This is a genomic window from Rhodococcus mengyinensis (genome assembly GCF_048381435.1).
GTDB lineage: Bacteria > Actinomycetota > Actinomycetes > Mycobacteriales > Mycobacteriaceae > Rhodococcus_F > Rhodococcus_F opacus_D.
Genome location: NZ_JBLWIT010000105.1, coordinates 196,011 through 219,943 on the forward strand (window position 1 = coordinate 196,011; position 23,933 = coordinate 219,943).

Annotated in this window: 25 protein-coding genes; 16 read left to right on the forward strand and 9 right to left on the reverse strand. The window is 68.5% G+C overall.

What is annotated here, in order from left to right:
* Window position 1: 1 nt before the first annotated feature.
* Together ACNJ7E_RS21950 and ACNJ7E_RS21955 are read left to right on the forward strand one after the other, a co-directional pair.
* Window positions 2-1,561, forward strand: coding sequence for a tripartite tricarboxylate transporter permease (locus ACNJ7E_RS21950; RefSeq protein ID WP_280784628.1), 1,560 nt, complete (start codon window positions 2-4; stop codon window positions 1,559-1,561).
* Window positions 1,558-1,944 (forward strand): universal stress protein, encoded by a 387-nt coding sequence (locus ACNJ7E_RS21955; RefSeq protein WP_418340948.1) that lies wholly within the window; start codon window positions 1,558-1,560, stop codon window positions 1,942-1,944. The genes ACNJ7E_RS21950 and ACNJ7E_RS21955 overlap by 4 nt, the downstream gene beginning before the upstream one ends.
* A 50-nt stretch (window positions 1,945-1,994) precedes the next feature.
* On the opposite strand, the gene yaaA is transcribed toward ACNJ7E_RS21955, so the two are convergent.
* Window positions 1,995-2,738, reverse strand: coding sequence for a peroxide stress protein YaaA (gene yaaA / locus ACNJ7E_RS21960; protein ID WP_418340949.1), 744 nt, complete (start codon window positions 2,736-2,738; stop codon window positions 1,995-1,997).
* 56 nt (window positions 2,739-2,794) lie between these two features.
* Between yaaA and ACNJ7E_RS21965 the strand changes: the two genes are divergently transcribed.
* From ACNJ7E_RS21965 to ACNJ7E_RS21990, 6 genes are all read left to right on the forward strand, one after another.
* On the forward strand, window positions 2,795-4,540 hold the full coding sequence (locus tag ACNJ7E_RS21965; protein ID WP_283334758.1) for a proline--tRNA ligase: 1,746 nt from the start codon (window positions 2,795-2,797) through the stop codon (window positions 4,538-4,540).
* Between the two features lie 68 nt (window positions 4,541-4,608).
* The gene (locus ACNJ7E_RS21970) at window positions 4,609-6,339 is read left to right on the forward strand and encodes an acyl-CoA dehydrogenase family protein (protein ID WP_418340950.1); all 1,731 of its coding nucleotides are present in this window, start codon (window positions 4,609-4,611) and stop codon (window positions 6,337-6,339) included.
* A 136-nt stretch (window positions 6,340-6,475) separates the two neighbouring features.
* Window positions 6,476-6,889: a hypothetical protein gene (locus ACNJ7E_RS21975; protein WP_105419312.1), complete on the forward strand. Its 414-nt coding sequence runs from the start codon at window positions 6,476-6,478 to the stop codon at window positions 6,887-6,889.
* A gap of 129 nt (window positions 6,890-7,018) precedes the next feature.
* Window positions 7,019-7,312, forward strand: coding sequence for a hypothetical protein (locus tag ACNJ7E_RS21980; RefSeq protein ID WP_105419310.1), 294 nt, complete (start codon window positions 7,019-7,021; stop codon window positions 7,310-7,312).
* A 267-nt stretch (window positions 7,313-7,579) separates the two neighbouring features.
* On the forward strand, window positions 7,580-8,038 hold the full coding sequence (locus tag ACNJ7E_RS21985; protein ID WP_280784632.1) for an Hsp20/alpha crystallin family protein: 459 nt from the start codon (window positions 7,580-7,582) through the stop codon (window positions 8,036-8,038).
* 218 nt (window positions 8,039-8,256) lie between these two features.
* Complete coding sequence (locus ACNJ7E_RS21990) at window positions 8,257-9,219, forward strand: alpha/beta fold hydrolase (RefSeq protein WP_280784633.1); 963 nt, start codon at window positions 8,257-8,259, stop codon at window positions 9,217-9,219.
* Here the strand turns inward: ACNJ7E_RS21990 and ACNJ7E_RS21995 are convergent, their stop codons facing one another.
* Window positions 9,220-9,867: an FHA domain-containing protein gene (locus ACNJ7E_RS21995; RefSeq protein WP_011598466.1), complete on the reverse strand. Its 648-nt coding sequence runs from the start codon at window positions 9,865-9,867 to the stop codon at window positions 9,220-9,222. It lies immediately after the preceding gene.
* A gap of 57 nt (window positions 9,868-9,924) precedes the next feature.
* The gene (locus ACNJ7E_RS22000) at window positions 9,925-10,524 is read right to left on the reverse strand and encodes a TetR/AcrR family transcriptional regulator (protein ID WP_280784634.1); all 600 of its coding nucleotides are present in this window, start codon (window positions 10,522-10,524) and stop codon (window positions 9,925-9,927) included.
* Between the two features lie 103 nt (window positions 10,525-10,627).
* Here ACNJ7E_RS22000 and ACNJ7E_RS22005 point away from each other — a divergent pair, with 103 nt between their 5' ends.
* On the forward strand, window positions 10,628-12,073 hold the full coding sequence (locus tag ACNJ7E_RS22005) for a DHA2 family efflux MFS transporter permease subunit (RefSeq protein WP_283334755.1): 1,446 nt from the start codon (window positions 10,628-10,630) through the stop codon (window positions 12,071-12,073).
* Between the two features lie 12 nt (window positions 12,074-12,085).
* Here the strand turns inward: ACNJ7E_RS22005 and ACNJ7E_RS22010 are convergent, their stop codons facing one another.
* Both ACNJ7E_RS22010 and ACNJ7E_RS22015 read right to left on the reverse strand, forming a co-directional pair.
* Window positions 12,086-12,754 (reverse strand): response regulator transcription factor, encoded by a 669-nt coding sequence (locus ACNJ7E_RS22010; RefSeq protein WP_280784636.1) that lies wholly within the window; start codon window positions 12,752-12,754, stop codon window positions 12,086-12,088.
* Window positions 12,751-13,932, reverse strand: a complete 1,182-nt coding sequence (locus ACNJ7E_RS22015; protein WP_283334754.1) for a sensor histidine kinase — start codon at window positions 13,930-13,932, stop codon at window positions 12,751-12,753. The genes ACNJ7E_RS22010 and ACNJ7E_RS22015 overlap by 4 nt, the downstream gene beginning before the upstream one ends.
* Before the next feature lie 109 nt (window positions 13,933-14,041).
* Here ACNJ7E_RS22015 and ACNJ7E_RS22020 point away from each other — a divergent pair, with 109 nt between their 5' ends.
* Together ACNJ7E_RS22020 and ACNJ7E_RS22025 are read left to right on the forward strand one after the other, a co-directional pair.
* On the forward strand, window positions 14,042-14,977 hold the full coding sequence (locus ACNJ7E_RS22020) for an ABC transporter ATP-binding protein (RefSeq protein WP_280784638.1): 936 nt from the start codon (window positions 14,042-14,044) through the stop codon (window positions 14,975-14,977).
* On the forward strand, window positions 14,974-15,822 hold the full coding sequence (locus ACNJ7E_RS22025; RefSeq protein ID WP_418340951.1) for an ABC-2 transporter permease: 849 nt from the start codon (window positions 14,974-14,976) through the stop codon (window positions 15,820-15,822). Before ACNJ7E_RS22020 ends, ACNJ7E_RS22025 begins: the two co-directional genes overlap by 4 nt.
* A 17-nt stretch (window positions 15,823-15,839) precedes the next feature.
* Here ACNJ7E_RS22025 and ACNJ7E_RS22030 read toward each other — a convergent pair whose 3' ends face one another.
* The 4 genes from ACNJ7E_RS22030 to ACNJ7E_RS22045 form a co-directional block, all read right to left on the reverse strand.
* Window positions 15,840-16,667 carry an SDR family NAD(P)-dependent oxidoreductase gene (locus ACNJ7E_RS22030; protein WP_283334751.1) on the reverse strand — a complete coding sequence of 276 codons (828 nt, stop codon included), beginning with the start codon at window positions 16,665-16,667 and terminating at the stop codon, window positions 15,840-15,842.
* On the reverse strand, window positions 16,664-17,149 hold the full coding sequence (locus ACNJ7E_RS22035; protein ID WP_283334750.1) for a nuclear transport factor 2 family protein: 486 nt from the start codon (window positions 17,147-17,149) through the stop codon (window positions 16,664-16,666). The genes ACNJ7E_RS22030 and ACNJ7E_RS22035 overlap by 4 nt, the downstream gene beginning before the upstream one ends.
* 101 nt (window positions 17,150-17,250) lie before the next feature.
* Window positions 17,251-17,694, reverse strand: a complete 444-nt coding sequence (locus tag ACNJ7E_RS22040) for a ferritin-like domain-containing protein (RefSeq protein ID WP_418340952.1) — start codon at window positions 17,692-17,694, stop codon at window positions 17,251-17,253.
* Window positions 17,691-18,218 (reverse strand): hypothetical protein, encoded by a 528-nt coding sequence (locus tag ACNJ7E_RS22045; RefSeq protein WP_105419410.1) that lies wholly within the window; start codon window positions 18,216-18,218, stop codon window positions 17,691-17,693. The genes ACNJ7E_RS22040 and ACNJ7E_RS22045 overlap by 4 nt, the downstream gene beginning before the upstream one ends.
* Before the next feature lie 196 nt (window positions 18,219-18,414).
* Between ACNJ7E_RS22045 and rimP the strand changes: the two genes are divergently transcribed.
* The 5 genes from rimP to ACNJ7E_RS22070 all read left to right on the forward strand — a co-directional run bounded on the left by rimP (window position 18,415) and on the right by ACNJ7E_RS22070 (window position 23,853).
* Window positions 18,415-18,987, forward strand: coding sequence for a ribosome maturation factor RimP (gene rimP / locus ACNJ7E_RS22050; RefSeq protein ID WP_418340953.1), 573 nt, complete (start codon window positions 18,415-18,417; stop codon window positions 18,985-18,987).
* Entirely contained in the window at window positions 18,984-20,015 is a 1,032-nt protein-coding gene (gene nusA, locus ACNJ7E_RS22055) for a transcription termination factor NusA (RefSeq protein WP_105419289.1), read from the forward strand. Before rimP ends, nusA begins: the two co-directional genes overlap by 4 nt.
* Window positions 20,016-20,059: 44 nt before the next feature.
* A complete protein-coding gene (locus ACNJ7E_RS22060; protein WP_280784643.1) occupies window positions 20,060-20,413 on the forward strand; it encodes a YlxR family protein in 354 nt (117 codons plus the stop codon).
* Window positions 20,414-20,518: 105 nt separating this feature from the next.
* On the forward strand, window positions 20,519-23,461 hold the full coding sequence (infB, locus tag ACNJ7E_RS22065; protein WP_317571349.1) for a translation initiation factor IF-2: 2,943 nt from the start codon (window positions 20,519-20,521) through the stop codon (window positions 23,459-23,461).
* Window positions 23,462-23,562: 101 nt separating this feature from the next.
* The gene (locus ACNJ7E_RS22070; protein WP_005240674.1) at window positions 23,563-23,853 is read left to right on the forward strand and encodes a DUF503 domain-containing protein; all 291 of its coding nucleotides are present in this window, start codon (window positions 23,563-23,565) and stop codon (window positions 23,851-23,853) included.
* Window positions 23,854-23,933 lie beyond the last annotated feature (80 nt).

A 23,933-nucleotide genomic window follows, 5' to 3' on the forward strand; every position in this document is an offset into this window, starting at 1 on the left:
CATGGACAATTTGAACTGGCTGCTGCAGGGGTTCGAGCAAGCAGCCACCCCCATGAATCTGCTGTACGCGTGCATCGGCGTCCTCCTCGGCACGGCGGTCGGCGTCCTCCCGGGCATCGGACCGGCCATGACCGTGGCCCTCCTGCTGCCCGTCACCTACAACGTCAGCCCGAGCGCCGCGTTCATCATGTTCGCCGGCATCTACTACGGCGGCATGTACGGCGGGTCGACGACGTCGATCCTGCTGAACACACCGGGGGAGTCGTCGTCGGTGATCACGGCGATCGAGGGCAACAAGATGGCGAAAGCCGGCAGGGCCGCGCAGGCCCTGGCGACCGCCGCGATCGGGTCGTTCGTCGCCGGGTCGATCGGCACGATGCTCCTGGTGCTGTTCGCGCCCATGGTGTCGAGTTTCGCGGTCACCCTCGGAGCCCCGTCCTACCTCGCGATCATGCTGCTCGCCCTCGTGGCCGTCACGGCCGTCCTCGGAACCTCGAAGCTCCGCGGATGCATCTCGCTGCTGCTCGGTCTCGCGATCGGATTGGTCGGCATCGACTTCCTCACCGGCCAGCCGCGTGCCACGTTCGGCATCCCGCAGCTGTCCGACGGGATCGACATCGTCGTCGTCGCGGTCGCCGTGTTCGCACTCGGTGAGGCGCTCTGGGTGGCCGCTCACCTCCGCCGCAAGCCGGCCGAGGTCATTCCCGTCGGCAGGCCGTGGATGGGCAAGAAGGACTGGAAGCGTTCGTGGAAACCGTGGTTGCGGGGTACCGCCTACGGGTTCCCGTTCGGCGCACTACCCGCAGGCGGCGCCGAACTGCCCACCTTCCTCTCCTACATCACCGAGAAGAAACTGTCGAAGCACAAGGACGAATTCGGCAAGGGCGCCATCGAAGGTGTCGCCGGGCCGGAGGCGGCCAACAACGCGTCGGCGGCGGGCACACTCGTGCCGATGCTGTCGCTGGGTCTGCCGACCAACGCCACGGCCGCGGTCATGCTGACGGCCTTCGTGTCGTACGGAATCCAGCCGGGCCCGACACTGTTCGAGAAGGAACCGCTGCTGATCTGGACGCTGATCGCGAGCCTGTTCATCGGCAACTTCCTGCTCCTGGTGCTCAATCTTCCGCTCGCACCGCTGTGGGCGAAGCTGCTCCGCACACCGCGCCCCTACCTCTACGCGGGCATCCTGTTCTTCGCCGCGCTGGGCGCGTTCGCCGTCAACCTCCAGTGGCTCGACCTCGCACTGCTGCTGACGTTCGGGCTGATGGGTCTGATGATGCGGAGGTTCGGGCTGCCGGTGCTGCCGTTGATCATCGGCGTCATCCTCGGACCGCGCATCGAACGGCAACTGCGGCAGAGCCTGCAGCTCGGTGGCGGTGACTGGGGCAGCCTGTTCACCGAGCCCGTCGCGATCATCGTCTATATCGTGATCGCAGTGCTCCTCATCGCACCCCTCGTCGCCAAGGTCGTCCGCGCGCACTACCCCGTCGCGTCGCCCGATTTCCCCGACGGACCGGCCGGTGGCGACTCCACCGACACCAGAGAGAAGGCACACGCATGATCGTCGTCGGATACACCCCTGATCAGTTCGGAGGGGCCGCCCTCGACCACGGTGTCGCGGAGGCGCAGCTGCGCGGGACGTCGCTGCTCGTGATCAACACCTCGAAGGGCGACTCCCTCGCCGACCAGTCGTTCGCCGACAACGCGCACCTCCAGGAACTCGAAGGCAAGCTGGCCGCGAGCGGGGTCGACCACGAGGTCCGGCAGATCGTGGGAGACGAGACCGTCGACGTGATTCTCGAGGCCATGACGGCGCCCAGCGCGGAACTGCTCGTGATCGGCATCCGCGACCGCACCCCGGTCGGGAAGCTCCTGATGGGCAGCACCGCCCAGCGCCTGCTGCTGTCCTGCCGCAAACCGGTCCTGGCCGTCAAGCCCGAATAAAGCCCCTGTGAGTACTTATCAACCGCGGGCGGTTGATAAGTACTCACAGGTCAGTCGGTGAGGATGATCAGCTCGCGGTCCGACGCCACCTCGACGCGCAGGCCGGCCTTCGCCGCCACCCGTGCCACCCCGCGCACGTCCTGGGGTTCGGCGCGGGAGACGGTGAGCGCACGTGCCAGCAGACCCTTGTGGTGCTTGTTGAAATGACTGACGACGGTGCGGGTGCCGTCCGGCTTCTCGGTGAGGACGGTCGCGATCACGGCCTCGGGGATCGGTCCGAGTTGCTGGTACGTCCCCGACCGCAGGTCGACGACGAGACCGTCCGCTTCCGCGGCGATCGCCCGGCTCAGTTCCGGCTTCCACAATGCCCGGAGAGTGCCCAGCCCGGGAAGCTTCGATCCGCCCGACAGCCGGTAGGCGGGGATCAGATCACCCGCGCGCACCGCACCGAACAGCGCGGACCCCATCGCCAGCCGCGACAGCGCCTTGGACTTCTGGGCCCTGGTGAACGACTTCGCGTCGAGGGCGTCGAACAGCACCCCGGTGTAGCGCTCGAGTGCGGGCCGGGTGGGGGAGACCCACAGTTTGGCGTTCCGCTCGATCTCATCGGCCTGGGTGGGGCCGAGGCCGAGCGCGAGCTGCGACGCCTCCCCGTCCGCCGCCAGCGCGACCAGGGCCTGGACCAGCACTTCGCGGGTTTCGGTGAGCTGCGGCATCGACAGCTCGGCCAGGTCGAGGGGCGCGTCGGCGCCGCCGTCGGACTTGGTTTCGGAGGGAGGAAGTAGCACCAGCACGCACGAAACCCTACCGACGCGCCCGGCCCTGTCCCAGCCGACTATTCTGATATCCCGTGATTACCCGCCTGTCCCACCTGTTCCTCCGCACTCTGCGCGACGACCCCGCCGACGCCGAGGTCCCCAGCCACAAGCTGCTGGTCCGCGCCGGTTATGTGCGTCGCATCGCGCCCGGCGTCTACTCGTGGTTGCCGCTGGGTCTGCGCGTGCTGCGTGAGGTCGAGCGGGTGGTGCGGGAAGAGATGAACGGCATCGGTGCCCAGGAGATCTCCCTGCCCGCGCTCCTGCCGCGCGAACCGTACGAGGCGTCCAACCGCTGGACCGAGTACGGCGACGGACTGTTCCGCCTGAAGGACCGCAAGGGCGGCGACTACCTGCTCGGCCCCACCCACGAGGAACTGTTCGCACTCACCGTCAAGGGCGAGTACAACTCGTACAAGGATTTCCCGGTCACCCTGTACCAGGTGCAGACCAAGTACCGTGACGAGGAGCGCCCGCGGGCCGGCATTCTCCGCGGCCGCGAGTTCGTCATGAAGGACTCGTACTCCTTCGACCTCACCGACGAGGGACTCACCGAGTCGTACCGGGCGCACCGCGACGCCTACGAGCGGATCTTCAGCCGGCTCGGCGTGAAGTACGTGATCGTGTCGGCGACGTCCGGTGCGATGGGTGGCAGCGCGTCGGAGGAGTTCCTCGCCGAGAGCGAGATCGGTGAGGACACCTACGTCCGCTGCCTCGAGTCGGGCTACGCCGCCAACGTCGAGGCCGTGAAGACGCTGGCTCCCGAGCCGGTGCCGTTCGACGGTCTGCCGGCCGCGAAGGTGCACGACACTCCGGACACCCCCACGATTGCGACGCTCGTCGACTGGGCGAACGGCGCCGATCTGGGCTGGACCGTCACCGCCGCGGACACCCTGAAGAACATCCTGGTCAAGACCCGGCAGCCCGGTGGGAAGTGGGAACTGCTCGGCATCGGTGTTCCCGGCGACCGCGAGGTGGACGACAAGCGTCTCGGTGCTTCCCTCGAGCCCGCGGAGTTCGAGTTGCTCACCGAGGCCGACTTCGCGGCCAACCCCTTCCTGGTCAAGGGCTACATCGGACCGAAGGCGCTGCAAGCCAACGGTGTTCGTTACCTCGTCGACCCGCGGATCGTCGACGGCACCAGCTGGATCACCGGAGCCGACGAGCCGGGCAAGCACGTGGTGGGGCTCGTCGCGGGCCGCGACTTCACCCCGGACGGCACCATCGAGGCCGCCGAGGTTCGCGACGGCGACCCGTCACCCGACGGGGCCGGTGCGCTCGTCGCGGCCCGGGGCATCGAGATCGGTCACGTCTTCCAGCTCGGCCGCAAGTACACCGACGTGTTCTCCGTGGACGTGCTCGGCGAGAACGGCAAGCCCGTCCGCCCGACCATGGGCTCCTACGGGGTGGGCGTCTCCCGCCTCGTCGCGGTGATCGCGGAACAGCATCACGACGAGAAGGGTCTCCGCTGGCCGGCGGAGGTGTCGCCCGCGGACGTGCACGTGGTGATCGCCAACAAGGACGAGACCGCCCGGGAAGGCGCCGAGGGGCTCGCCGCCGAACTCGACAAGGCCGGTCTCGAGGTGATCCTCGACGATCGCAAGGCGTCACCTGGCGTGAAGTTCAAGGACTCCGAACTGCTCGGTGTCCCGCTCGTCGTGGTCGTCGGCCGCGGCTGGGGCGAGGGCAAGGTGGAGGTCCGCGACCGCTTCACCGGCGAGAGCCGCGAGGTGGCCGCCGAGTCCGCGCTGAGCGAGATCGTCAACGCCGTCAGGGGCTGATCAAACCGCCCCACGCCTTTCGTCCGGACTGTTAGCTTGGCCTGACACGTCCGGACGAAAGGCTTGCTGTGACGAATTCCCTGCTGTTCGATCCGACCTCCTACGATCCCGAGCATTTCGATCCGGAGACGCGCAGACTGCTGCGGGCGCTGATCGAGTGGTTCGAGTCGCGGGGCAAGAAGCGGCTGCTCGAGGACGATCTCGAGGCCGTGTGGCCCGACGACTTCCTGGAGTTCGTGAAACGGGAGAAGCTGTTCGCGAAGTTCCTCACACCTGCCGACCTGGCGGGCGGCGACCCGGACAAGCGCTGGGACGCCGCACGCAACGCCGCGCTCAGTGAAATCTTCGGTTTCTACGGTCTGGCGTACTGGTACGCGTGGCAGGTGACCATCCTGGGTCTCGGCCCCATCTGGATGAGCGGGAACCGTGCCGCGAAGGAACGGGCAGCGACGCTCCTCGACGACGGTGGGGTGCTGGCGTTCGGGCTGTCGGAGAAAGAACACGGCGCGGACGTCTACTCGACGGACATGCTGCTGACCCGTGCGGACAACGACCCGGGCCTCGCGTTCACCGCGAGCGGCGACAAGTACTACATCGGCAACGGCAACGTCGCGGGCATGGTGTCGGTGTTCGGCAGGCGCACCGATGTGGAGGGCAGCGACGGGTACGTCTTCTTCGTCGCGGACAGTCGCCACCCGGCATACCACCTGCAAGGCAATGTGGTGCACGGCCAGATGTACGTCAGCACGTTCCGACTCGAGGACTACCCGGTGCGGGAAGAAGACATTCTCCACACGGGGGTCGCCGCGTTCGAGGCGGCGCTGAACACGGTCAACGTCGGCAAGTTCAACCTGTGCACGGGCTCCATCGGGATCTCCGAGCATGCGTTCTACGAGTCGATCACTCACGCGCACAACAGGATTCTGTACGGCAACCCCGTCACCGATTTCGCGCACGTGCGTGGAAACTTCGTCGACGCCTACAGCCGGCTGATCGCGATGAAGCTGTTCAGCGCGCGCTCCGTCGACTACTTCCGCAGCGCGAGTCTCGACGACCGCCGGTACCTGCTGTTCAATCCGATGACGAAGGCGAAGGTCACCTCCGAAGGGGAGAAGGTGATCGCGCTCCTGCACGACGTGATCGCGGCGAAGGGCTACGAGAAGAACACCTTCTTCCGCGAGGCCGCCCAGTTGATCGGCACTCTGCCGAAGCTCGAGGGCACGGTGCACGTCAACGTCGGCCTCATCCTCAAGTTCATGCCGAACTACCTGCTCAACCCGGCCGAGTACCCGGAGATCGGCACCCGGCTCGACGCCGCCGACGATGCCTTCTTCTGGGCGCAGGGCCCGACCCGCGGCGCCGGCAGGATTCAGTTCCACGACTGGACGAAGACCTACGAGGCGCACTCGGACGTCCCCAACGTGGCCCGGTTCCACGAGCAGGCGACCGCGCTGAGGGAACTGCTCATCACCGCCCCGCCCGACGCGGCCCAGCAGAAGGATCTCGACTTCCTGCTCGACCTCGGGCACCTGTTCTCGCTCGTGGTCTACGGGCACCTGATTCTCGAGCAGGCCGCGATCGCCGGTATCGACCGTGATCTGATCGACCAGATCTTCGACTTCCAGATCCGCGATTTCTCCGGGTATGCCGTTGCGCTGCACGGCAAATCGTCCGCCACCGAGGCGCAGCAGAAGTGGGCACTCGGTGCGATTCGCCGTCCCGTGGTGGACGCGGAGCGGTTCGCGCGGGTGTGGGCACAGGTGGAGAACTACGACGGCGCCTACGAAATGCGGCCGTAGACAGGGCTCTACGGGGGTGGGGTGGCGTCATCCCTCGGGGTGCCGGTTGCGCCCCCTGGGGTACCTGTTCCGGTGGGTGCGATCGGCGCATTCTTATGTGGCAAGCAAAACCCCACCCCCACAGAAAGATCCACACATGGCACACACCCTCAAGCGCACCCTTTCCGCTCTCGCCATCGCGGGCTTCGCCCTCACAGCCGGAGCGGGAATCGCCTCGGCTGATCCGGGTGGCAACGGCGGCACGGCGCCGGGCGGCACCTCGCAGGGCGGTAACGGTGGCACCTCTCAGGGCGGCGCCGGCGGCGCCGGCGGCAACGGTTCCGGTGGGAACGTCGTCCTCGGCGGTCCGGTTATCGGCAGCCCGGGCACGACCACCGGACCCCAGAACGCGGGCAACGGCGGCAATGGTGGCAACGGTGGCAACGCCGGGGATGCCAACGGAGGGAACGCCGGGGATGCGAATGGTGGCGCCGCAAACGGAGGCGCAGGTGCGGGCGACACGACGACCACGGAAAACACCGAGAACTGCGGATTCGTCTTCTGCTGGTGACCGAGTCGTGATCGATCGATCTTGCTGAACAGCCCGAGGGGCCGTCACCGCCAGGTGCCGGCCCCTCGGCGCCACACCTGTACCGCCTTCCCGCCTCCCCGGCACCACGCACTGTGAAAGGTTCTTCCCATGTCGACGTCCTTCGGCTTCTCCACTGTCCTCACACGCACGGGTGCCACCGTCGCGGCCGCGTTCTTCGTCCTCGCGGCGGGCGCCGGCATCGCGTCGGCGGCCCCGGACGTCCCGTCCGATGACCCTTCCGTCAGTACCGTTGCCCCCGGACAGAACGCCCAGGGCGGCAATGTCGACATCGGCGGCCCGCATGTCGGGCCGATCGCCGTGGACGGCATCAAGGCCGGCCCAGGCGGAGCGAATGTCGGCGGCTACGACTTCGGCGGCGGCCAGGGGCAACTCTGGGGGTGACGGGATTCGCACCCCAGGGTGCCTGGTAGCGCCAGCCCGGGCGCCGCATTCTGAACTGGCAGTAGAGAATACCCTCCAGTCGCGAGCGGACCGGACAGGTCGATTCGTCGCGGCGAGGACCCCGGAACCGGAACTCACGAGGCGAAGATTCCGGGGTCCTCTCGAACTGGCACTCTCGGGTGCCGAGTGCTAAATTAGCGATGCACAGTGAATCTGGCTGCCCGTCGGGGTGGCGGGCGCCTCGAGTGATGTGGGAGGTGTGTTGCTGTGCTTCGCTTCGATCCTTTCAACGACCTCGAATCCATGACCAAGAGTCTGCTCGGCACGGAAACCGGAACCGCACGGGTCCCGCGATTCATGCCGATGGATCTGTACAAGGTCGACGACCACTACGTCCTGCACGCCGACCTGCCGGGCGTCGATCCGGGTTCCGTCGACGTCAGTGTCGACAACGGCACGCTCACCCTGACGGCTCATCGCAGCGCGCCGTCCGAGGAGAACGTGCAATGGATCGCGTCCGAGCGGTTCAGCGGAACGTTCCGGCGCCAGCTGTCGCTCGGCGACGGCGTCGACCCGGACCGCATCTCGGCGTCCTACGAGAACGGTGTCCTGAGCGTGACCATCCCGCTCGCCGAACGGGCGAAGCCGCGGCGGATCGAGGTCTCCAGCCTCGGAACCGGCGAGCATCGCACGATCGAGGCGGGTCCCGCGAGCGAGACGGACTGACGCTGCAGCGGAACATCTGCTGTGTCGAAGCCCCCTCGACGAGGGGGCTTCGGCGTGCCCACGTCCACCCACCCCAGGGGTGGAAAGGGCAACACCTCCGGGTGCACCGGCCACCACTGGGGGTCCTGGTCGGGTCGGACCGTGCGCGGCACAGTAGAGAGAACAAGCAAGAACGTAACGCTTCACCAGCCGCGAGCGAAGAAACCGAGGAGGCCATCATGACGAACACCCCGGTTGCACACGAGCACGAGGGCCGGCGCCTCACGGTCAGGACCGACGACGGGATCGCACTCGCGGTTCGCGAGTTCGGTTCGCCCGACGCAGCCACCACAGTGGTGTTCGTTCACGGTCACTGCCTGCGCACCGAGTCCTGGTGGGCGCTGCGCAAGCAGCTGGTCCGCTTCTGGCGCAACGACGTTCGCATGGTCTTCTACGATCACCGCGGACACGGCGAGTCCGGGGAGGCGCCGGCAGCCACCTACACGATCGATCAGCTCGGCCGCGACCTCGGCTCCGTGCTCGATGCCGTCGCACCGCATGGCCCGGTCGTCCTCGTCGGGCACTCGATGGGCGGAATGACCGCGCTGTCCTACACCCGGCAGAACCCGCACACGATCGGTTCGCGGATCGTCGGCATGGCCCTGATCTCCACCGCGGCGTGCGATCTCGCCGAGGCCGGTCTCGGACGGCACCTGCGGAGCCCCGCGGTGTCGCTGTTCCGCACCGCGGTGCGCCGGGCACCCCGGGTCGTGCACGGATCGAAGCGCGTGGGACGCACCGTCTGCACGGCGATCGCCCGTGCGGCAGGCGCCCGCAACCGGGTCGTCGATCCTCGCCTGGCGGCGCTGGTCGCGGCCATGGCCAACACCACGTCCGTCGTCACCATGTCGAGCTTCCTCGAATCCCTGCTCGGGTTCGACGAGCGGCATTCCCTCGCCGCGCTGGCTCACATTCCGTCGCTGATCCTGTGCGGGTCGGTGGACATGCTCACCCCGCTCCAGCATTCCGTCGCGATGGCCTCGAAGCTCCCCGCCTCGGAACTCGTGAGCGTCGACGGGGCCGGCCACTCGGTGATCCTCGAACGCGCCGCCGACGTCGCACTCGCGATCATCGGCCTCGTCGAGCGAATCGCACACGGTGAGACTGCCGCTTTCGACCGCGAACTGATGGCCGTCGGCTGATCAGAGATCGCGCTCGTTGATGATGCCGCTGCGCATGGCCCGTTCGGCCAGGCTGACCCGCTTCTGATTCTGCGGGAGATCGCCGACGCCGAACTTCGCGAACAACGCCCGGAGGTGAGTCTTGATAGCGTCGACACTGAGAAACAGTTCCTGGGCGATCTGCTGATTCGACGCCGGATTCGCGAACGCGGCGCCGTGCTTGTACGGCCGGCACAGTGCCGTGAGGACCGCCCGCTGGGTGTCGGTGAGGGACCGGACATCGGGCATGTCGGTGCCCATCCGGGTGGCCTCGTCGAGAGAGCCGCCGAATTCCAGGTACCGGATCTTCGTTCCCCCGATGCGGATGCTGTCGCCCTGGCGGAGCCGCCGACGCCCCGCGAGACGCTCGCCGTTGACGAAGGTGCCGTTGCGGGAGAGCCCGTCGTCGAGGATGGTCCAGTGCGAGCCGACGCATTCGAGGACGGCATGGAGACGTGAGACTTCGTCGTCCTCGGTGAGGAGCAGATCGGAACCGGGCGACCGTCCGATCGTGACGCGCGCGGAAGTGGGGGAGAGGTCCACGGTGTGGTGGTGACCCTCCCGGTCGGAATAACTCAGTCGAGACTCAACGGCTCGGTCCACGGCGACACCCCTTCGGCACGCTTCCATCGTGCCCCGCCGCGTGTCCTCTGAGCAAGATCAAGAGCGGAAATCGCCGATCACGGATCAGTTCTCGGAGCCCGCGGCGTCCAGGGTGCTGCCGAATGCGCACACGGCGAGCTCCTCGAGCGCCGGATCCTGCCCGGCATGCTCGGGTACCTGCATGGCGAGCAGGGTGTTGAGGAGCATTCCGTTGGCGATGAAGATGCGCGCCCGTTCCGGGCTGCACCCGGTGCGCGTGCGGATCTGCGTGTAGAGCCGGGACATCCAGTCGCGGGCCAGCGCGCCGATCTCCGGGTTCGCGCCGGAGGTGAAGCCGTGCATCATCACGAGCAGGAGGTCGCGGTCCTCGAGCAGTTCGGCGTACGCGATGCCCATCGGGAGCCACGACTCGTCGTTCTCCGGGGCGGCGGCGACATCGTCGAAGTACGGCTCGAAGGTGTCCATGATCCGACGCATCGCGCGGTCGAAGACGTCGGCGAACAGCCGCGACTTCGAACCGAACATGCGCACCACGTAGGGCTGGGACACGCCCGCCTCGCGTGCGACGGCGTCGGTGCTGGTGCCGTGATAGCCGTCCCTGGCGAACGCGCGGGAGGCGGCGGCCAGGACGAGTTCGCGACGTTCGGTCGCGCTCATGCGGGTCTGTTTCACGGGCGATGCCATGTTGACATGTTATCAGTCGATTACTAGTCTTCGAAATAAGTAATCATCTGATGCTTATAACTTCCTTCTTCCCGTACTCACGACTCGGATACGAGGACCCGTCATGACGACACTCTCCGAACGCCTGGAACACCAATCGGCGGCGCCTCCCTCGGGACGGGGCCACGGCCGGCTGGTGCCGGTATGGCTGGCGATCGTCGCCGCCTCGATACCGATGTTCATGGCCACACTCGACAATCTGGTGATGACCAGCGCCCTGCCGGTGATCCAGCGCGACCTCGGGGCGTCGGTGGGGCAGTTGCAGTGGTTCATGAACGCGTACACGCTCGCCTTCGCGACGTTGATGCTGACGCTGTCGGCGCTGGGGGACCGCCTCGGCCGTCGCCGTGTATTCCTCTGGGGCATAGTGCTCTTCGCGCTGGCCTCGATTGCATCGGCGCTGTCGACCACCTCCGAGATGCTGATCGCCGCGCGCGCCGTCCAGGGCGTCGGCGCGGCCGCGATCATGCCGCTCTCCCTCACCCTGCTGGCCGGTGCCGTGCCGCTCGCCAAGCGCGCCCTCGCCATCGGGATCTGGGGCGGCGTCTCCGGACTGGGCGTCGCCCTCGGCCCCGTGGTCGGCGGCGCCGTCGTCGACGGGGTGTCGTGGCAGGCCGTGTTCTGGATCAACGTTCCTGTCGCAGCGGTCGCGATTCCGTTGGCGCTGTACGCGCTCGGCGAGTCGAAGGGAAAGCGGCAGCCGCTGGACCCGCTCGGCGTCGTCCTGGCCGGAGCCGCCGTGTTCCTCGGAGTCTGGGGCATCGTGCACGGCAACGACGACGGCTGGACCAGCGCCACGGTGCTCGGTGCTCTCGTCGCATCGGCGGTGTTGCTCGCGGCGTTCGTGGTGCGCGAGTTGCGCACACCCTTCCCCGTGATGCCGCTGCGACTGTTCCGGTCCCGGCAGTTCTCCCTGGCCAACGTCATCGGGCTGACGTTCACGCTGGGAATGATGGGCGCCGTCTTCCTCCTGTCGCAGTACCTCCAGATCGTCATGGGGTACTCCCCGTTCGAGGCCGGCCTGCGAACCTTGCCGTGGACCGCCGCACCCATGCTGGTGGCGCCGATCGCAGGCCTGCTTGCGCCACGGCTGGGTGTCCGGACCCTCCTCGTCACCGGACTGGTCCTGCAGGGGTTGTCGCTGCTGTGGATGGCGTCGCTCGTCGTCCCCGGCGCCACGTACGGCAGCATGATTCCGGCGTTCGTGATGGCGGGCGCAGGGATGGGTCTGACGTTCGCCCCCAACGCGACCGCCGTCCTCGCCGACATGCCCGAGGCCGACCACGGCACGGCCAGTTCGACCAACGCGACACTCCGTGAGATCGGAGTCGCGCTGGGGATCGCTCTGCTGACCGCGGTGTTCCTCGGTGCGGGCGGCAGCCTGACACCGACGGGATACGTCGACGCCCTCGCACCCGCTCTGTACGTGGGAGCCGGATTCGTGGCGGTCGCGGTCGTCGCCGCGGCCCTCATGCCGGGACGATCCAAGGCCGTCCTGGCGTCGACGTGACCGTGGTGGGGGTCAGTCCTGCCAGCCCGGCCGGACCAGCCCCCACTCGTACGCCATGACCACCAGTTGCGTGCGGTCGCGGGCGCCGAGTTTCAACAGAATTCGGCTGACGTGGGTGCGGGCGGTGGCGGGGCTCAGGAACAACCGTGAGCCGATCTCGGCGTTGGTGAGTCCCTCTGCGATCAGGATCATCACCTCGCGTTCGCGGTCGGTCAGGTCGTCGAGACGGGTGCGCTGCGGCGGCCGTTTGGCGTGGGTCGCGAACTCCGCGACCAGCTTTCGCGTCACCGACGGTGACAGCAGGGCGTCCCCGCCCGCCACCACGCGGACCGCCCGCACCAGTTCGGCGGGTTCGGTGTGTTTGACGAGGAAACCCGTTGCTCCCGCGCGCATCGCCTCGAACACGTACTCGTCCAGTTCGAACGTGGTGAGCACCACCACCCGCACGCCGGACAGCGCGGGATCGGCGGCGATACGCCGGGTCGCCTCCAGCCCGTCGAGCACCGGCATCCGGATGTCCATGAGGACGACATCGGGGACCAGCGAGCGAGTCAGGCTCACCGCCTGCTCACCGTTCTCGGCCTGACCGGCCACGGTGACATCGGCCTGCGCGTCGAGCAGGGCGGCGAACCCCGCCCGCACGAGGGCCTGGTCGTCGGCGACGAGCACGCGAATCGTCATGTCCGGCCCGCCGTGTCCCCGCCGAAGGGGAGCGTCGCCTGCACCCGGAAGCCGCCGACCGGTCCGATCCCGGCGGTCAGCTCACCACCCAGAGCGCGTGCGCGTTCCCGCATGCCGGGGATGCCGTTCCCGCCGCCACCGGTGGCCGTGCCGACGGGACCCCGGCCGTCGTCGTCGATCCGGACGCGGACGAACGTGGGCGCGTACGACACGGTCACGTCGGCCGACGAGCTCCCGGAATGGCGGGCCACGTTGGTCAGCGACTCCTGGACGATCCGCGCCGCAGCCACGTCGACCACGGCCGGCAGCGGCCTCGGTGCGCCTTCGACGACGGTCGTCACCGCGAGGCCCGCGGCACGGGCGCGCTCGACCACACCGTCCAGGTCCCCGAGCCCGGCGGTGGGCGCGATCGGCGGGTGGTCCTCGCCGCCCCGCAGCGATGCCAGCAGCGCATGGACGTCGCCGATCGCGTCGCGGCTCGCGACCTTGATCGCGGACAGCGCCTCCTGCGACTGTTCAGGTCTGCTGTCCCACAGCTCGAGTGCGACCGACGCCTGCACGTTGATCATCGAGAGGCTGTGTGCCAGAACGTCGTGCAGTTCGCGGGCGATCGCGAGCCGCTCCTCGCTGGCCCGTCGACGCTGCTCGTCCAGGACGCTGCGCCTCGCCGCCTCGGCGCGTTGCCTGCGGGCGTCGAGCGTCCCGCGGCGCTGACGGATGATCTCGGCGGCGGCGAGGAGCACCAGCAGCCACGCGGCGATGCCGGTGAGGGCGGCGAGTGACGGCGCCTCGGCAGACGACACGGCGGGCACGGCGAAGACGATCAGGGCGTAGCCGATCGCGAGAACCGGATAGGTGAGCCATCGGGATCCGGCCGTCGCGGCGCCGAGAAACGCGACGACGAGCGACAGGAAGACCGGGCCGTACCCGTATCCCCGCGCGACGTAGAGGACCGTGACGGCCAGGACGACGAACAGAACCGCGACAGGACGCCGTCGCCGGAAGACCAGCGCGACCGGACCGCACACCAGCAACACGAAGCCGGCGGCGTCCAACGGCTCCGCCCACGACTGGTTGTGGTTGGCGCCGATACTGCCGACCACCTGCACGATCGCGACGCCCAGGGCGATCAGGAGGTCCCGCGGGGCGATCGACGTGTCCCTCCGGTCAGTGCGCACCACCCGAACGTAGACCCGATCCGGCGAGCCTGTCATCGTCCGCGACGCGTGCACGAGAAGACGCGCGCAGACGGATGTGCGCGACTCGCGCCGAGCCGACGCTGGAGGCATGACTTCCGACATCGTGGTCACCGACAGGTTGACCAAACGCTACGGCGAACACACGGCGGTCGACGCCGTCAGCCTGACCGTGCGGGCAGGGGAGGTGTACGGGTTCCTCGGACCGAACGGCGCAGGCAAGACCACCACGCTGCGCATGCTCACCGGTCTGGTCCGGCCGACCTCCGGGAGCGCGACACTCTTCGGGCGTCCACCCGGGGACAGCGCGGTGGCGGTGCGCACCGGCGTCCTGATCGAGGGACCCGGCTTCTTCCCCTACCTGTCCGGTCGCGACAACCTGCGGGTGCTGAGCAGATACCGCCGACTGCCGGACGACGCGGCGGAATCCGCGCTGCACCGGGTGGGGCTGCGCGAGCGGGGACACGACCGTTTCCGCACCTACTCGCTCGGGATGAAGCAGCGGCTCGGTGTCGCGGCCGCACTCCTCGGCGAACCCGATCTGCTGATCCTCGACGAACCCACCAACGGTCTCGACCCGGCCGGCATGGCCGAGATGCGGGAACTGATAGTCGAACTCGCGCACTCCGGGCATTCGGTGCTGCTCTCCAGCCACATGCTCAGCGAGGTCCAGGAGATCTGCGACCGCGTCGGGGTGATCTCGCGCGGGGAGTTGATCGCACAGTCCACCGTGGCCGAACTACGGGGAGACACCAGCCTGCTGGTGCGAGCCGATCCGAGGGAACGAGCGGCAGCGGTGCTCGCGGAACTACTGGGACACGACGTCGTCGACACGGTGGGCGACGCCCTCACACTTGCGGTGTCGCCGGACCTGGCGCCGAAGGTGGCCCGTGTTCTCGTCGACGCGGGAATCGACGTGCACGAACTGGCCCGGCGGGAACGATCGCTCGAGGACGTCTTCTTCGACCTGACGTCGGACGTCACCGCCGGAGACCACACGAGCAACGATGCGAGGAGAGTGTCATGAACGCAGTGATCGCCAGCACGCGGGCCGAGCTTCTGCGACTACGGAAATGGCCGTCGATGTGGGTGCTGCTCGCCGCGTGGATCGTGCTCAACCTGGTCTTCGTCTATATGTTCAACTACATTACGTTCGCGACCGGCGGCACCACCGACATGGCGTCGTCCGCACCCCCGGACGTGCTGCTCGCGCAGATGCTGCCCTCGGCGGTGCCCCAGGTGTTCACCCAGGGCATGGCCATGTTCGGGGGCGCACTGATGCTCATCCTCGGCGCCCTCACCATCGGCAGCGGCTACGGGTGGGGGACGTGGAAGACCGTATTCACCCAGGGACCTCCACGATCGGCCGCGCTCACCGGAACCCTGCTCGCTCTGCTGACCGTGGTGATCGGACTCGTTCTCACGGTGGCGGCCGTCGATCTCGGGGTGGCCTCGGTCATCGCCGTGGTCGAATCGGAGTCGGCGAGTCTTCCTGCCGCGGATGCGATGCTGAAGGCGCTCGCCTCCGGGGTGCTCATCCTCGGGATGTGGACCGCCGCCGGTGTCCTCGTCGGCGCTCTCGCACGGGGGCCGGCGTTGTCGGTCGGTCTCGGACTGGTGTGGGTGCTGGTGGTCGAAAACCTCCTCCGCGGGGTCGCGGCCGTCCTCGACCCCGTGTCGGTGGTGACGGACTTCCTGCCCGGCACCGCCGCGGGTTCGCTCGCCGGATCGCTCCGAGACTTCGGCGGTGACACCACCCCCGGTGTCCTGAACATCCTCGACGGAGGCACGTCCGTGGTTCTCCTGGCCGGGTACGTCGCCGCGTCCGCGCTGGGAACGGTCTGGCTCGTCCGCCGGCGCGACGTGAACTGACCGCGCGAGGCGGCGGCTCAGAACAGCGGGCCGCCGCCGAACGGTTCCCGGTGTGAGGGAGGGGTCCGGCCCTGGGTGTCGGTGATGCCGTATTCGACGGCCAGCTCCGCCGTGACGAAGGTGTGGCCGCTGCGCTGAGGAAGGGTCGGGTCCGCGGTCAGGGCGCAGATCACCTCGCCGATGAACTCGGGGGACTCGGCGTCCGCGACGGGAAAGCCGGCGATGGTCTCGAGGCCGCTGGCGACGATCATCTCCGTCCGGACGATGCCCGGCCACAGCGAGACCGCGCGCACGTCGTGCGGAGCCAGCTCCGCCGCCATGTCGCTGGCCATCTTGTCCAGCCCGGCCTTGGACATGCCGTACAGCACCGAGTGCAGATGCCCGCGGGTCCCGAACGACGAGATGTTCGCGATCAACCCGGAGCGGCGGGGCACCATCATCCGCGCAGCCTCCACGGACGCGACGTAATGGGCGCGCAGTCCGACACCGATCAGCGAGTCCCAGTCGTCCAGCGGCCGCTCCCAGAACGGCGTGCTGAACCCGCCGAATCCCTTGGGCGCCGCCCACACGTTGTTGACCAGCAGGTCGAGTCGGCCGGCCTGCTCCTCCGAGATCCGGGCGAACAGCGCACGCACATCTGCGTCTTCGCGGTGATCGCAGGCCACCGCGATGCCGGTCCCACCGGCACCGGTGACCGTTCGCGCCGACACCGACAGCGGGCTGTCGTCCGTCACCGGGCCGCGCCCGGTGACGTAGACGGTCCACCCGGCGGCTCCCAGCGCCGTCGCCACACCCTTGCCGACGCCGCGGCTCCCCCCGGTGACCAGGGCTACCCCGGCGCTCACTGGACGACCACCGTGTCCTGGGTGAGCGGGCGGGTGATCGACCATCGAGTGGTGAAGTGGCATCGTGACATTCGCCAGCCGCCGTCCTCGAGACGGTAAGCGTCGTCGTACTCGCCGGAGGACACGGTCTCCGTCCCCTTCAGCAGATCGACCTGGCGGAACTTCAGCGTCCACGCGCCCGACGCCTCGGTGTTGCTGTGCATCACGATGTCCGGATGGAAGCCGTGGTGCATGTCGAGGATCACGTGCTTGCCGTCCACTTCGTGGAGCGCGATCCTGCGGAAGATGTCCGTGAGCCGGTCGGCGTCGTCGAACCGGCCGAGCGGACCGAAGTCGATCGACGCCCCGGTCGAGACGAAGCAGGCGCGGAACGCGTCCGGATCCTTGCCGTCGCACGCTCGCCAGTAGCGGTACTTGAGCGCCTTGATCGCGTCGATCCGCTCCAGGTCCGCCAGACGCTGCTCCACCGAGCGTTCGTCCACTCCGCCGTCCTCCCGTTGCCGTTCACCGTGTCGGGAGAGACGCTAGGCCGGGAACGCGCCGCGTGGATGCAGAATCCCGGTGGGCGGGAACCTGCGCGTCGTCAGGATCCGCCGGGGAACGGGTCGGTCACCGGATCGGTCCCGAGCGCCACGCGCCAGGTGGCCTCCCGGACGGCCGCCTCGGTCAGCGCGGTGACGCCGAGCGTGCGGGTGTCGTCCGTCTCACCGTGTTCGACGACGGCCCGCCACGCGACGGCGGTGTCGGCCTCGACCTGGGCCGCCAGCTGCGCGGCCGTGATCGGATCGGTGACCGGGAACGGCAGGGTGTAGCCCGCCTCGGCGGGCGGGGCCGTCAGCCCTGCCGCGGTCAGCGTGTCCAGGAGCCCGTCCCGGCGCGCCCGGTGGGCCGCGGCGGCGGTGGCCACCTGGGTGGCCCGGGTGGGATTCGAGAATGCGGCGACCACTCCGTAGGCGAACACCGCGGAATGTTCGGCGGTCAGCGCGTCGGCGAGGCTCTTACCCTCGGCTTCGGTGGGTGTCGTCACGGCAGCACCACCGCCAGATACGTTCCGCACGCGGCGCTGATCGACGCGCAGAGCCCCGCCCGGTAGGCGGTCAGTGTGCGCGCCGAATCGGCTGCGCTGCGCTGCGACTCGGCCAGGTCGGCCCGCAATTGATCGAGACCGGGCGGCGGCGCCGGAGCGGTCGGTGTCGTCGACGGGGGAGCGGACGTGGTCGGTGCGGTACCGTCCGGGTAAGTTCCTGCAGCCCTAGCGATTTCGGCGTCCAGTGCGTCGGCGTGTGCGGTGCGCTGGGCGCGGACCAGTTCGAGTGCCGCACCGCGATCGGGGAGCAGCGCGATCGTGGCCGCCGCGCCGGCGGCGTCACGACGAGCCAGACGCGACTGTGCGACGAGTGAATCGACCTCGGTGTCGGAGTCCGCGTCGTCGGCGCACCCCGCCAGCAGGGAGACGCTCGCGACGCCGAACGCCGAGGCTGCTGCGAACCGGAGAGCGGTGCGCCGGGACACGGCCGGACCGGATGTCGGGGGCCGGGAGACGGTGGGCATGAGCACCGGTCCATGGTGCCAGGTCGGGCCGCGATCCCGGGAATCGAGCACCGGGGCTGGTCACGGACGCCTCGAATCGGCGTTACTCTTAGATGCTCGAACCCGTCCCGGCGGGTTCGCGGTGCTGCGTGCGCAGCACGATGACCTGCCAGACCACGAACACGACGAGCGACAACTGAAACGAGGAGCTTCCCCGATGCCGGTTCCATCCAAGGAGAGGGTGACGGAGCTCATCTCCGATCTGGTGCAACGCCAGGGCTACGACTTGGAGGACGTTGCAGTCACCCTCGCGGGTCGGCACAGCGCAGTCCGGATCATGGTGGACAGTGACGCCGGACTCGAACTCGACGCGGTCGCGAACCTGAGCCACGAGATCTCCGAGGTCTTCGATTCGGTGTCCGATTTCGGGGAGTCGCCGTACACGCTCGAGGTCACGTCTCCCGGTATCGGCCGGCCGCTCACGCACGAGCGGCACTGGCGCCGGGCACGCGGCCGCAAGGCGCGTATCGATCTCGCGCACGAGACCGTCGTGGGTCGGATCGGCGTCCTCGACGGCGACTCGGTCGCGGTGGTGATCGGCTCGCGCACCGGCCCGGAGGTTCGGCGCGTCGCGCTCCCGGACATTCAGAAAGCTGTTGTGCAGGTGGAATTCTCGAAACCCGACCCGAGGGAGCTGGAACTCGCCGGCGGGATTCCCGAAGGTCGCGTGGCACCCGCGGACGCACCCGCGTCGGAAGATGAAGAAGTAGTAGAGGGGTTGGACAAGTGAATATCGACATTGCGGCGTTGCGCGCCATCGAGGCCGACAAGGGCATCTCGATCGAGACTGTCATCTCGACCATTCAGACCGCGTTGCTCACCGCCTATCGGCACACCGAGGGGCATCAGCAGCACGCGCGGATCGACGTCGACACCAAGAGCGGCATCGTGCGGGTGATGGCGCACGACGTCGACGCCGACGGCAATATGGTCGGCGAGGAATGGGACGACACCCCGGAAGGTTTCGGCCGGATCGCCGCGACCACCGCCCGCCAGGTCATCCTCCAGCGGCTGCGGGACGCCGAGCACGAGCGGAGCTTCGGCGAGTACTCCACCCACGAGGGTGAGATCGTCGGCGGCGTGATCCAGCGCGACACCCGCGCGAACTCCCGCGGCATGGTCGTCGTGCGGATCGGCAGCGAGGCCAGCGGCGCCGAGGGCCTGATCCCGCCCGCCGAGCAGGTGCCCGGCGAGAACTACGAGCACGGCGAGCGGCTCAAGTGCTACGTCGTCGGTGTGGCCCGTGGGCAGCGCGGACCTCAGATCACGCTGTCGCGCACCCACCCGAACCTCGTCCGCAAGCTGTTCGCGCTCGAGGTTCCGGAAATCGCGGACGGTTCGGTCGAGATCATCGCCGTCGCCCGGGAGGCCGGGCACCGGTCGAAGATCGCCGTCCAGTCGCGGGTGCAGGGACTGAACGCCAAGGGCGCGTGCATCGGGCCGATGGGCCAGCGGGTGCGCAACGTGATGAGCGAACTGGCCGGCGAGAAGATCGACATCATCGACTTCGACGAAGACCCGGCCCGGTTCGTCGGCAACGCGCTCTCGCCGTCGAAAGTGGTCTCCGTCACTGTCGTGGACCCCGAGGCGCGGGCCGCGCGTGTCGTCGTCCCCGACTTCCAGCTGTCCCTCGCCATCGGCAAGGAAGGGCAAAATGCCCGTCTTGCTGCGCGCTTGACCGGGTGGCGAATCGACATCCGCAGTGACGCCGCACCCGCCCCCGAGTCGGCAGGCGGACCCGCCGCGACCAGTCGTTGAGCCGGGAATGCGGAGATCGGGGCGAGTCGGCGGTAGAGTGGTCAATGGTTCAGCATGAGCATCCCGATTCTGCGCGCGTTCCTACCGGTTCACCGGTCCGAACATGCATAGGATGTAGGGAGCGCGCGCTGGCTGTCGATCTGCTCAGGGTTGTGGTTAGTGAGAGCGGGCCGCAAGGTCATGTTCTCGCCCCGGACCCGAGGCGCAGGCTTCCCGGTCGAGGTGCGTGGCTGCACCCCGTCGAGGCTTGCCTGAGTCTCGCGGAACGACGCCGAGCATTCGGCAGAGCACTGCGAGTGTCCGGAAGTGTCGACACGTCAGAAGTCGACCACTGGGTACGAGCAGGGCACCCACCCAGAGCAGTACCTCTCGAACAGAACAGGCACAAGCACTCATGAGCACACCGTGAAGCACCAGCGATGATCGTCCATCGGAGATAACCCGAGGTCGTGCGGGCCCCTCTCAGGGGAGCCTCCTGCTCGACCTCATCAGTGAGGAGAGCAGTGGCAGGCAAGGCCCGCGTGCACGAGTTGGCTAAAGAACTCGGTGTCACAAGTAAAGAACTACTCGCAACGCTCAAGGAGCAGGGCGAGTTCGTGAAGTCGGCGTCCTCCACGGTGGAGGCGCCCGTCGCCAGGCGTCTGCGGGAATCCTTCCCGTCGGCGAAGTCCGCCGATTCCGCAGCCCGTCCGGCTGCCAAGCCCGGCGCACCCGCGCCGAGCGCCCCGGCGACCGCAGCGAAGCCGGGCGGTCCCCGTCCCGGCCCGAAGCCGGCAGCCCCGGCTCCGGCTCCGGCTCCGGCCGCACCCGCTGCGGCAGCCCCCGCGGCTACCCCCGAGGCGCAGGCCCCGGCTCCGGCCGCCCCCGCGGCAAGCGCAGCCACCCCGGCTGCCCCGGCGACCAATGCTCCCAAGCCCGGTCGGCCCACCCCGGCTGCCCCGGCTCCGGCCGCACCCGCAGCTCCGGCCGCACCCGCAGCCCCGGCTGCCAGTGCACCCGCGGCTCCGTCCACGGGCGCCAAGCCCGGCGGACCCCGTCCCGGCCCGAAGCCCCCGCGTGTCGGTAACAACCCGTACTCCTCGGCTCCCGCCGAGCGTCCGGCACCCCGCCCCGCTCCCGGCGCACCGCGTCCGGGTGCACCCCGTCCGGCTCCCGGACAGGGTGGACCTCGTCCGGCTCCCGGTCAGGGCGGTCCCCGTCCGGCTCCCGGTCAGGGTGGACCTCGTCCGGCACCGGGTCAGGGCGGTCCCCGTCCGGCTCCCGGTCAGGGCGGTCCCCGTCCCAGCCCCGGCTCGATGCCTCCTCGCCCGAACCCGGGCGCGATGCCTGCACGTTCGGCACGTCCCGCTCCCGGCGGTCGTCCCGGCCGTCCCGGCGGAGCCCCCGGCGGTCGTCCCGGTGGCGGCGGCGGTGGATACCGCGGTGGCGGAGCCCCCGGTGCCGGCGCAGGCGCGCCCGGTGGCGGAGCACCCGCAGGTGGTTTCCGCGGTCGTCCCGGCGGCGGTGGACGCCCCGGTCAGCGCGGTGCGGCAGCAGGTGCGTTCGGTCGCCCCGGTGGTGCCCCGCGTCGTGGTCGCAAGTCGAAGCGTCAGAAGCGCCAGGAATACGATTCGATGCAGGCGCCCGCCGTCGGCGGCGTGCGGTTGCCCCGTGGCAACGGCGAGACCATTCGCCTCGCCCGCGGTGCATCCCTGTCGGACTTCGCTGAGAAGATCGACGCGAACCCCGCAGCGTTGGTGCAGGCACTGTTCAACCTCGGCGAGATGGTGACGGCGACCCAGTCGGTCAACGACGAGACGCTGGAACTGCTCGGCGGCGAGATGAACTATGTCGTCCAGGTCGTCAGCCCCGAGGACGAGGACCGCGAGCTGCTCGACAGCTTCGACCTCACCTACGGCGAAGACGAAGGTGGCGAAGAGGACCTCGAGTCCCGTCCGCCGGTGGTCACCGTCATGGGCCACGTCGACCACGGTAAGACCCGACTGCTCGACACGATCCGTAAGGCCAACGTCCGTGAGGGCGAGGCCGGCGGCATCACGCAGCACATCGGTGCCTACCAGGTGCTGACCGAGCTCGACGGCAACGAGCGTCTCGTGACGTTCATCGACACCCCCGGTCACGAGGCCTTCACGGCCATGCGTGCCCGTGGTGCCAAGGCCACCGACCTCGCGATCCTGGTCGTCGCCGCCGACGACGGCGTCATGCCTCAGACGGTGGAAGCGATCAACCACGCCCAGGCGGCCGACGTGCCGATCGTGGTCGCGGTGAACAAGATCGACAAGGAAGGCGCGAACCCGGACAAGATCCGGCAGCAGCTCACCGAGTACGGACTGGTCGCCGAGGAATACGGCGGAGACACCATGTTCGTCGACATCTCGGCGAAGCAGGGCACCAACATCGACGCACTGCTCGAAGCCGTGCTGTTGACGGCGGACGCTGCCCTGGACCTGCGGGCCAACCCGGACATGGACGCTCAGGGTGTCGCCATCGAGGCGCACCTCGACCGTGGACGCGGCCCCGTCGCTACCGTGCTCATCCAGCGCGGAACGCTGCGGGTCGGCGACTCGATCGTGGCCGGCGACGCATACGGACGTGTGCGCCGCATGGTCGACGAGCACGGCGACGACGTGCTCGAGGCCCTGCCCTCGCGTCCCGTCCAGGTGGTCGGCTTCACGTCGGTCCCCGGTGCAGGCGACAACCTGCTCGTGGTCGACGAGGACCGCATCGCCCGTCAGATCGCCGACCGGCGCAATGCGCGTAAGCGCAACGCGCTGGCCGCGAAGAGCCGCAAGCGCATCAGCCTCGAGGACCTGGATTCGGCTCTCAAGGAGACGTCGCAGCTCAACCTCATCCTCAAGGGCGACAACTCGGGAACCGTGGAGGCCTTGGAAGAGGCCCTGCACGGCATCGAGATCGACGACGAGGTGCAGTTGCGGGTCATCGACCGTGGTGTCGGTGGCGTCACCGAGACCAACGTCAACCTGGCCGCCGCGTCGAACGCGATCATCATCGGGTTCAACGTCCGCGCCGAGGGCAAGGCGACCGAGTTGGCGAACCGCGAGGGCGTCGACATCCGGTACTACTCGGTGATCTACCAGGCCATCGACGAGGTCGAGAAGGCTCTCAAGGGCATGCTCAAGCCGATCTACGAAGAGGTCGAGCTGGGCAAGGCGGAGATCCGCGCGATGTTCCGTTCGTCCAAGGTCGGCAACATTGCCGGTTGCCTCGTCACCTCGGGTACCATCCGTCGCAATGCGAAGGCCCGGCTGCTGCGTGACAACACGGTTGTCGCCGAGACCGTCACCATCTCCTCGCTGAAGCGGGAGAAGGAGGACGCTGTCGAGGTACGCGAGGGTTACGAGTGCGGTTTGACGCTCACCTACTCCGACATCAAGGTCGGTGACGTCATCGAGGCCTACGAGCTTCGGGAAAAGCCGCGCGACTAGTCGCCATCCGTTTGGGGTGACGCAGCAGCGTCATCCGGCGTGCGCTTCTCCGGCCGATCGACTCGGCCGGGGGAGCGCACGTCTCCCCGAAGGAGGAAAGTTTGTACGTCGGTGCGCTCGAGCTCGACATCTTGCTCGGTGACGTGCGATCTCTGAAAGAGAAGCGTGCAATGGTCAAACCGGTTCTGGCGGAGCTGCGACGCTACGGCGTCTCGGCGGCGGAGACCGGGGAACAGGATCGGTACCGCCGGTCGATGCTCGGTGTCACGATGGCGAGTTCGGCGGTCGATCACGTACACGAGGTACTCGATACGTGCGAACGGCACGTCGCCGAGCTGCCGGAACTGCAACTCCTTGCGGTCCGGCGACGGATTTTCGGCCCCGAGGACTGACTCGGAGTGCCCTGCCCGCCCCGCCGCATCCGCGGCCCGGCGTGCAGAATGAACTACAGCTACACACGCAACTTCACAAC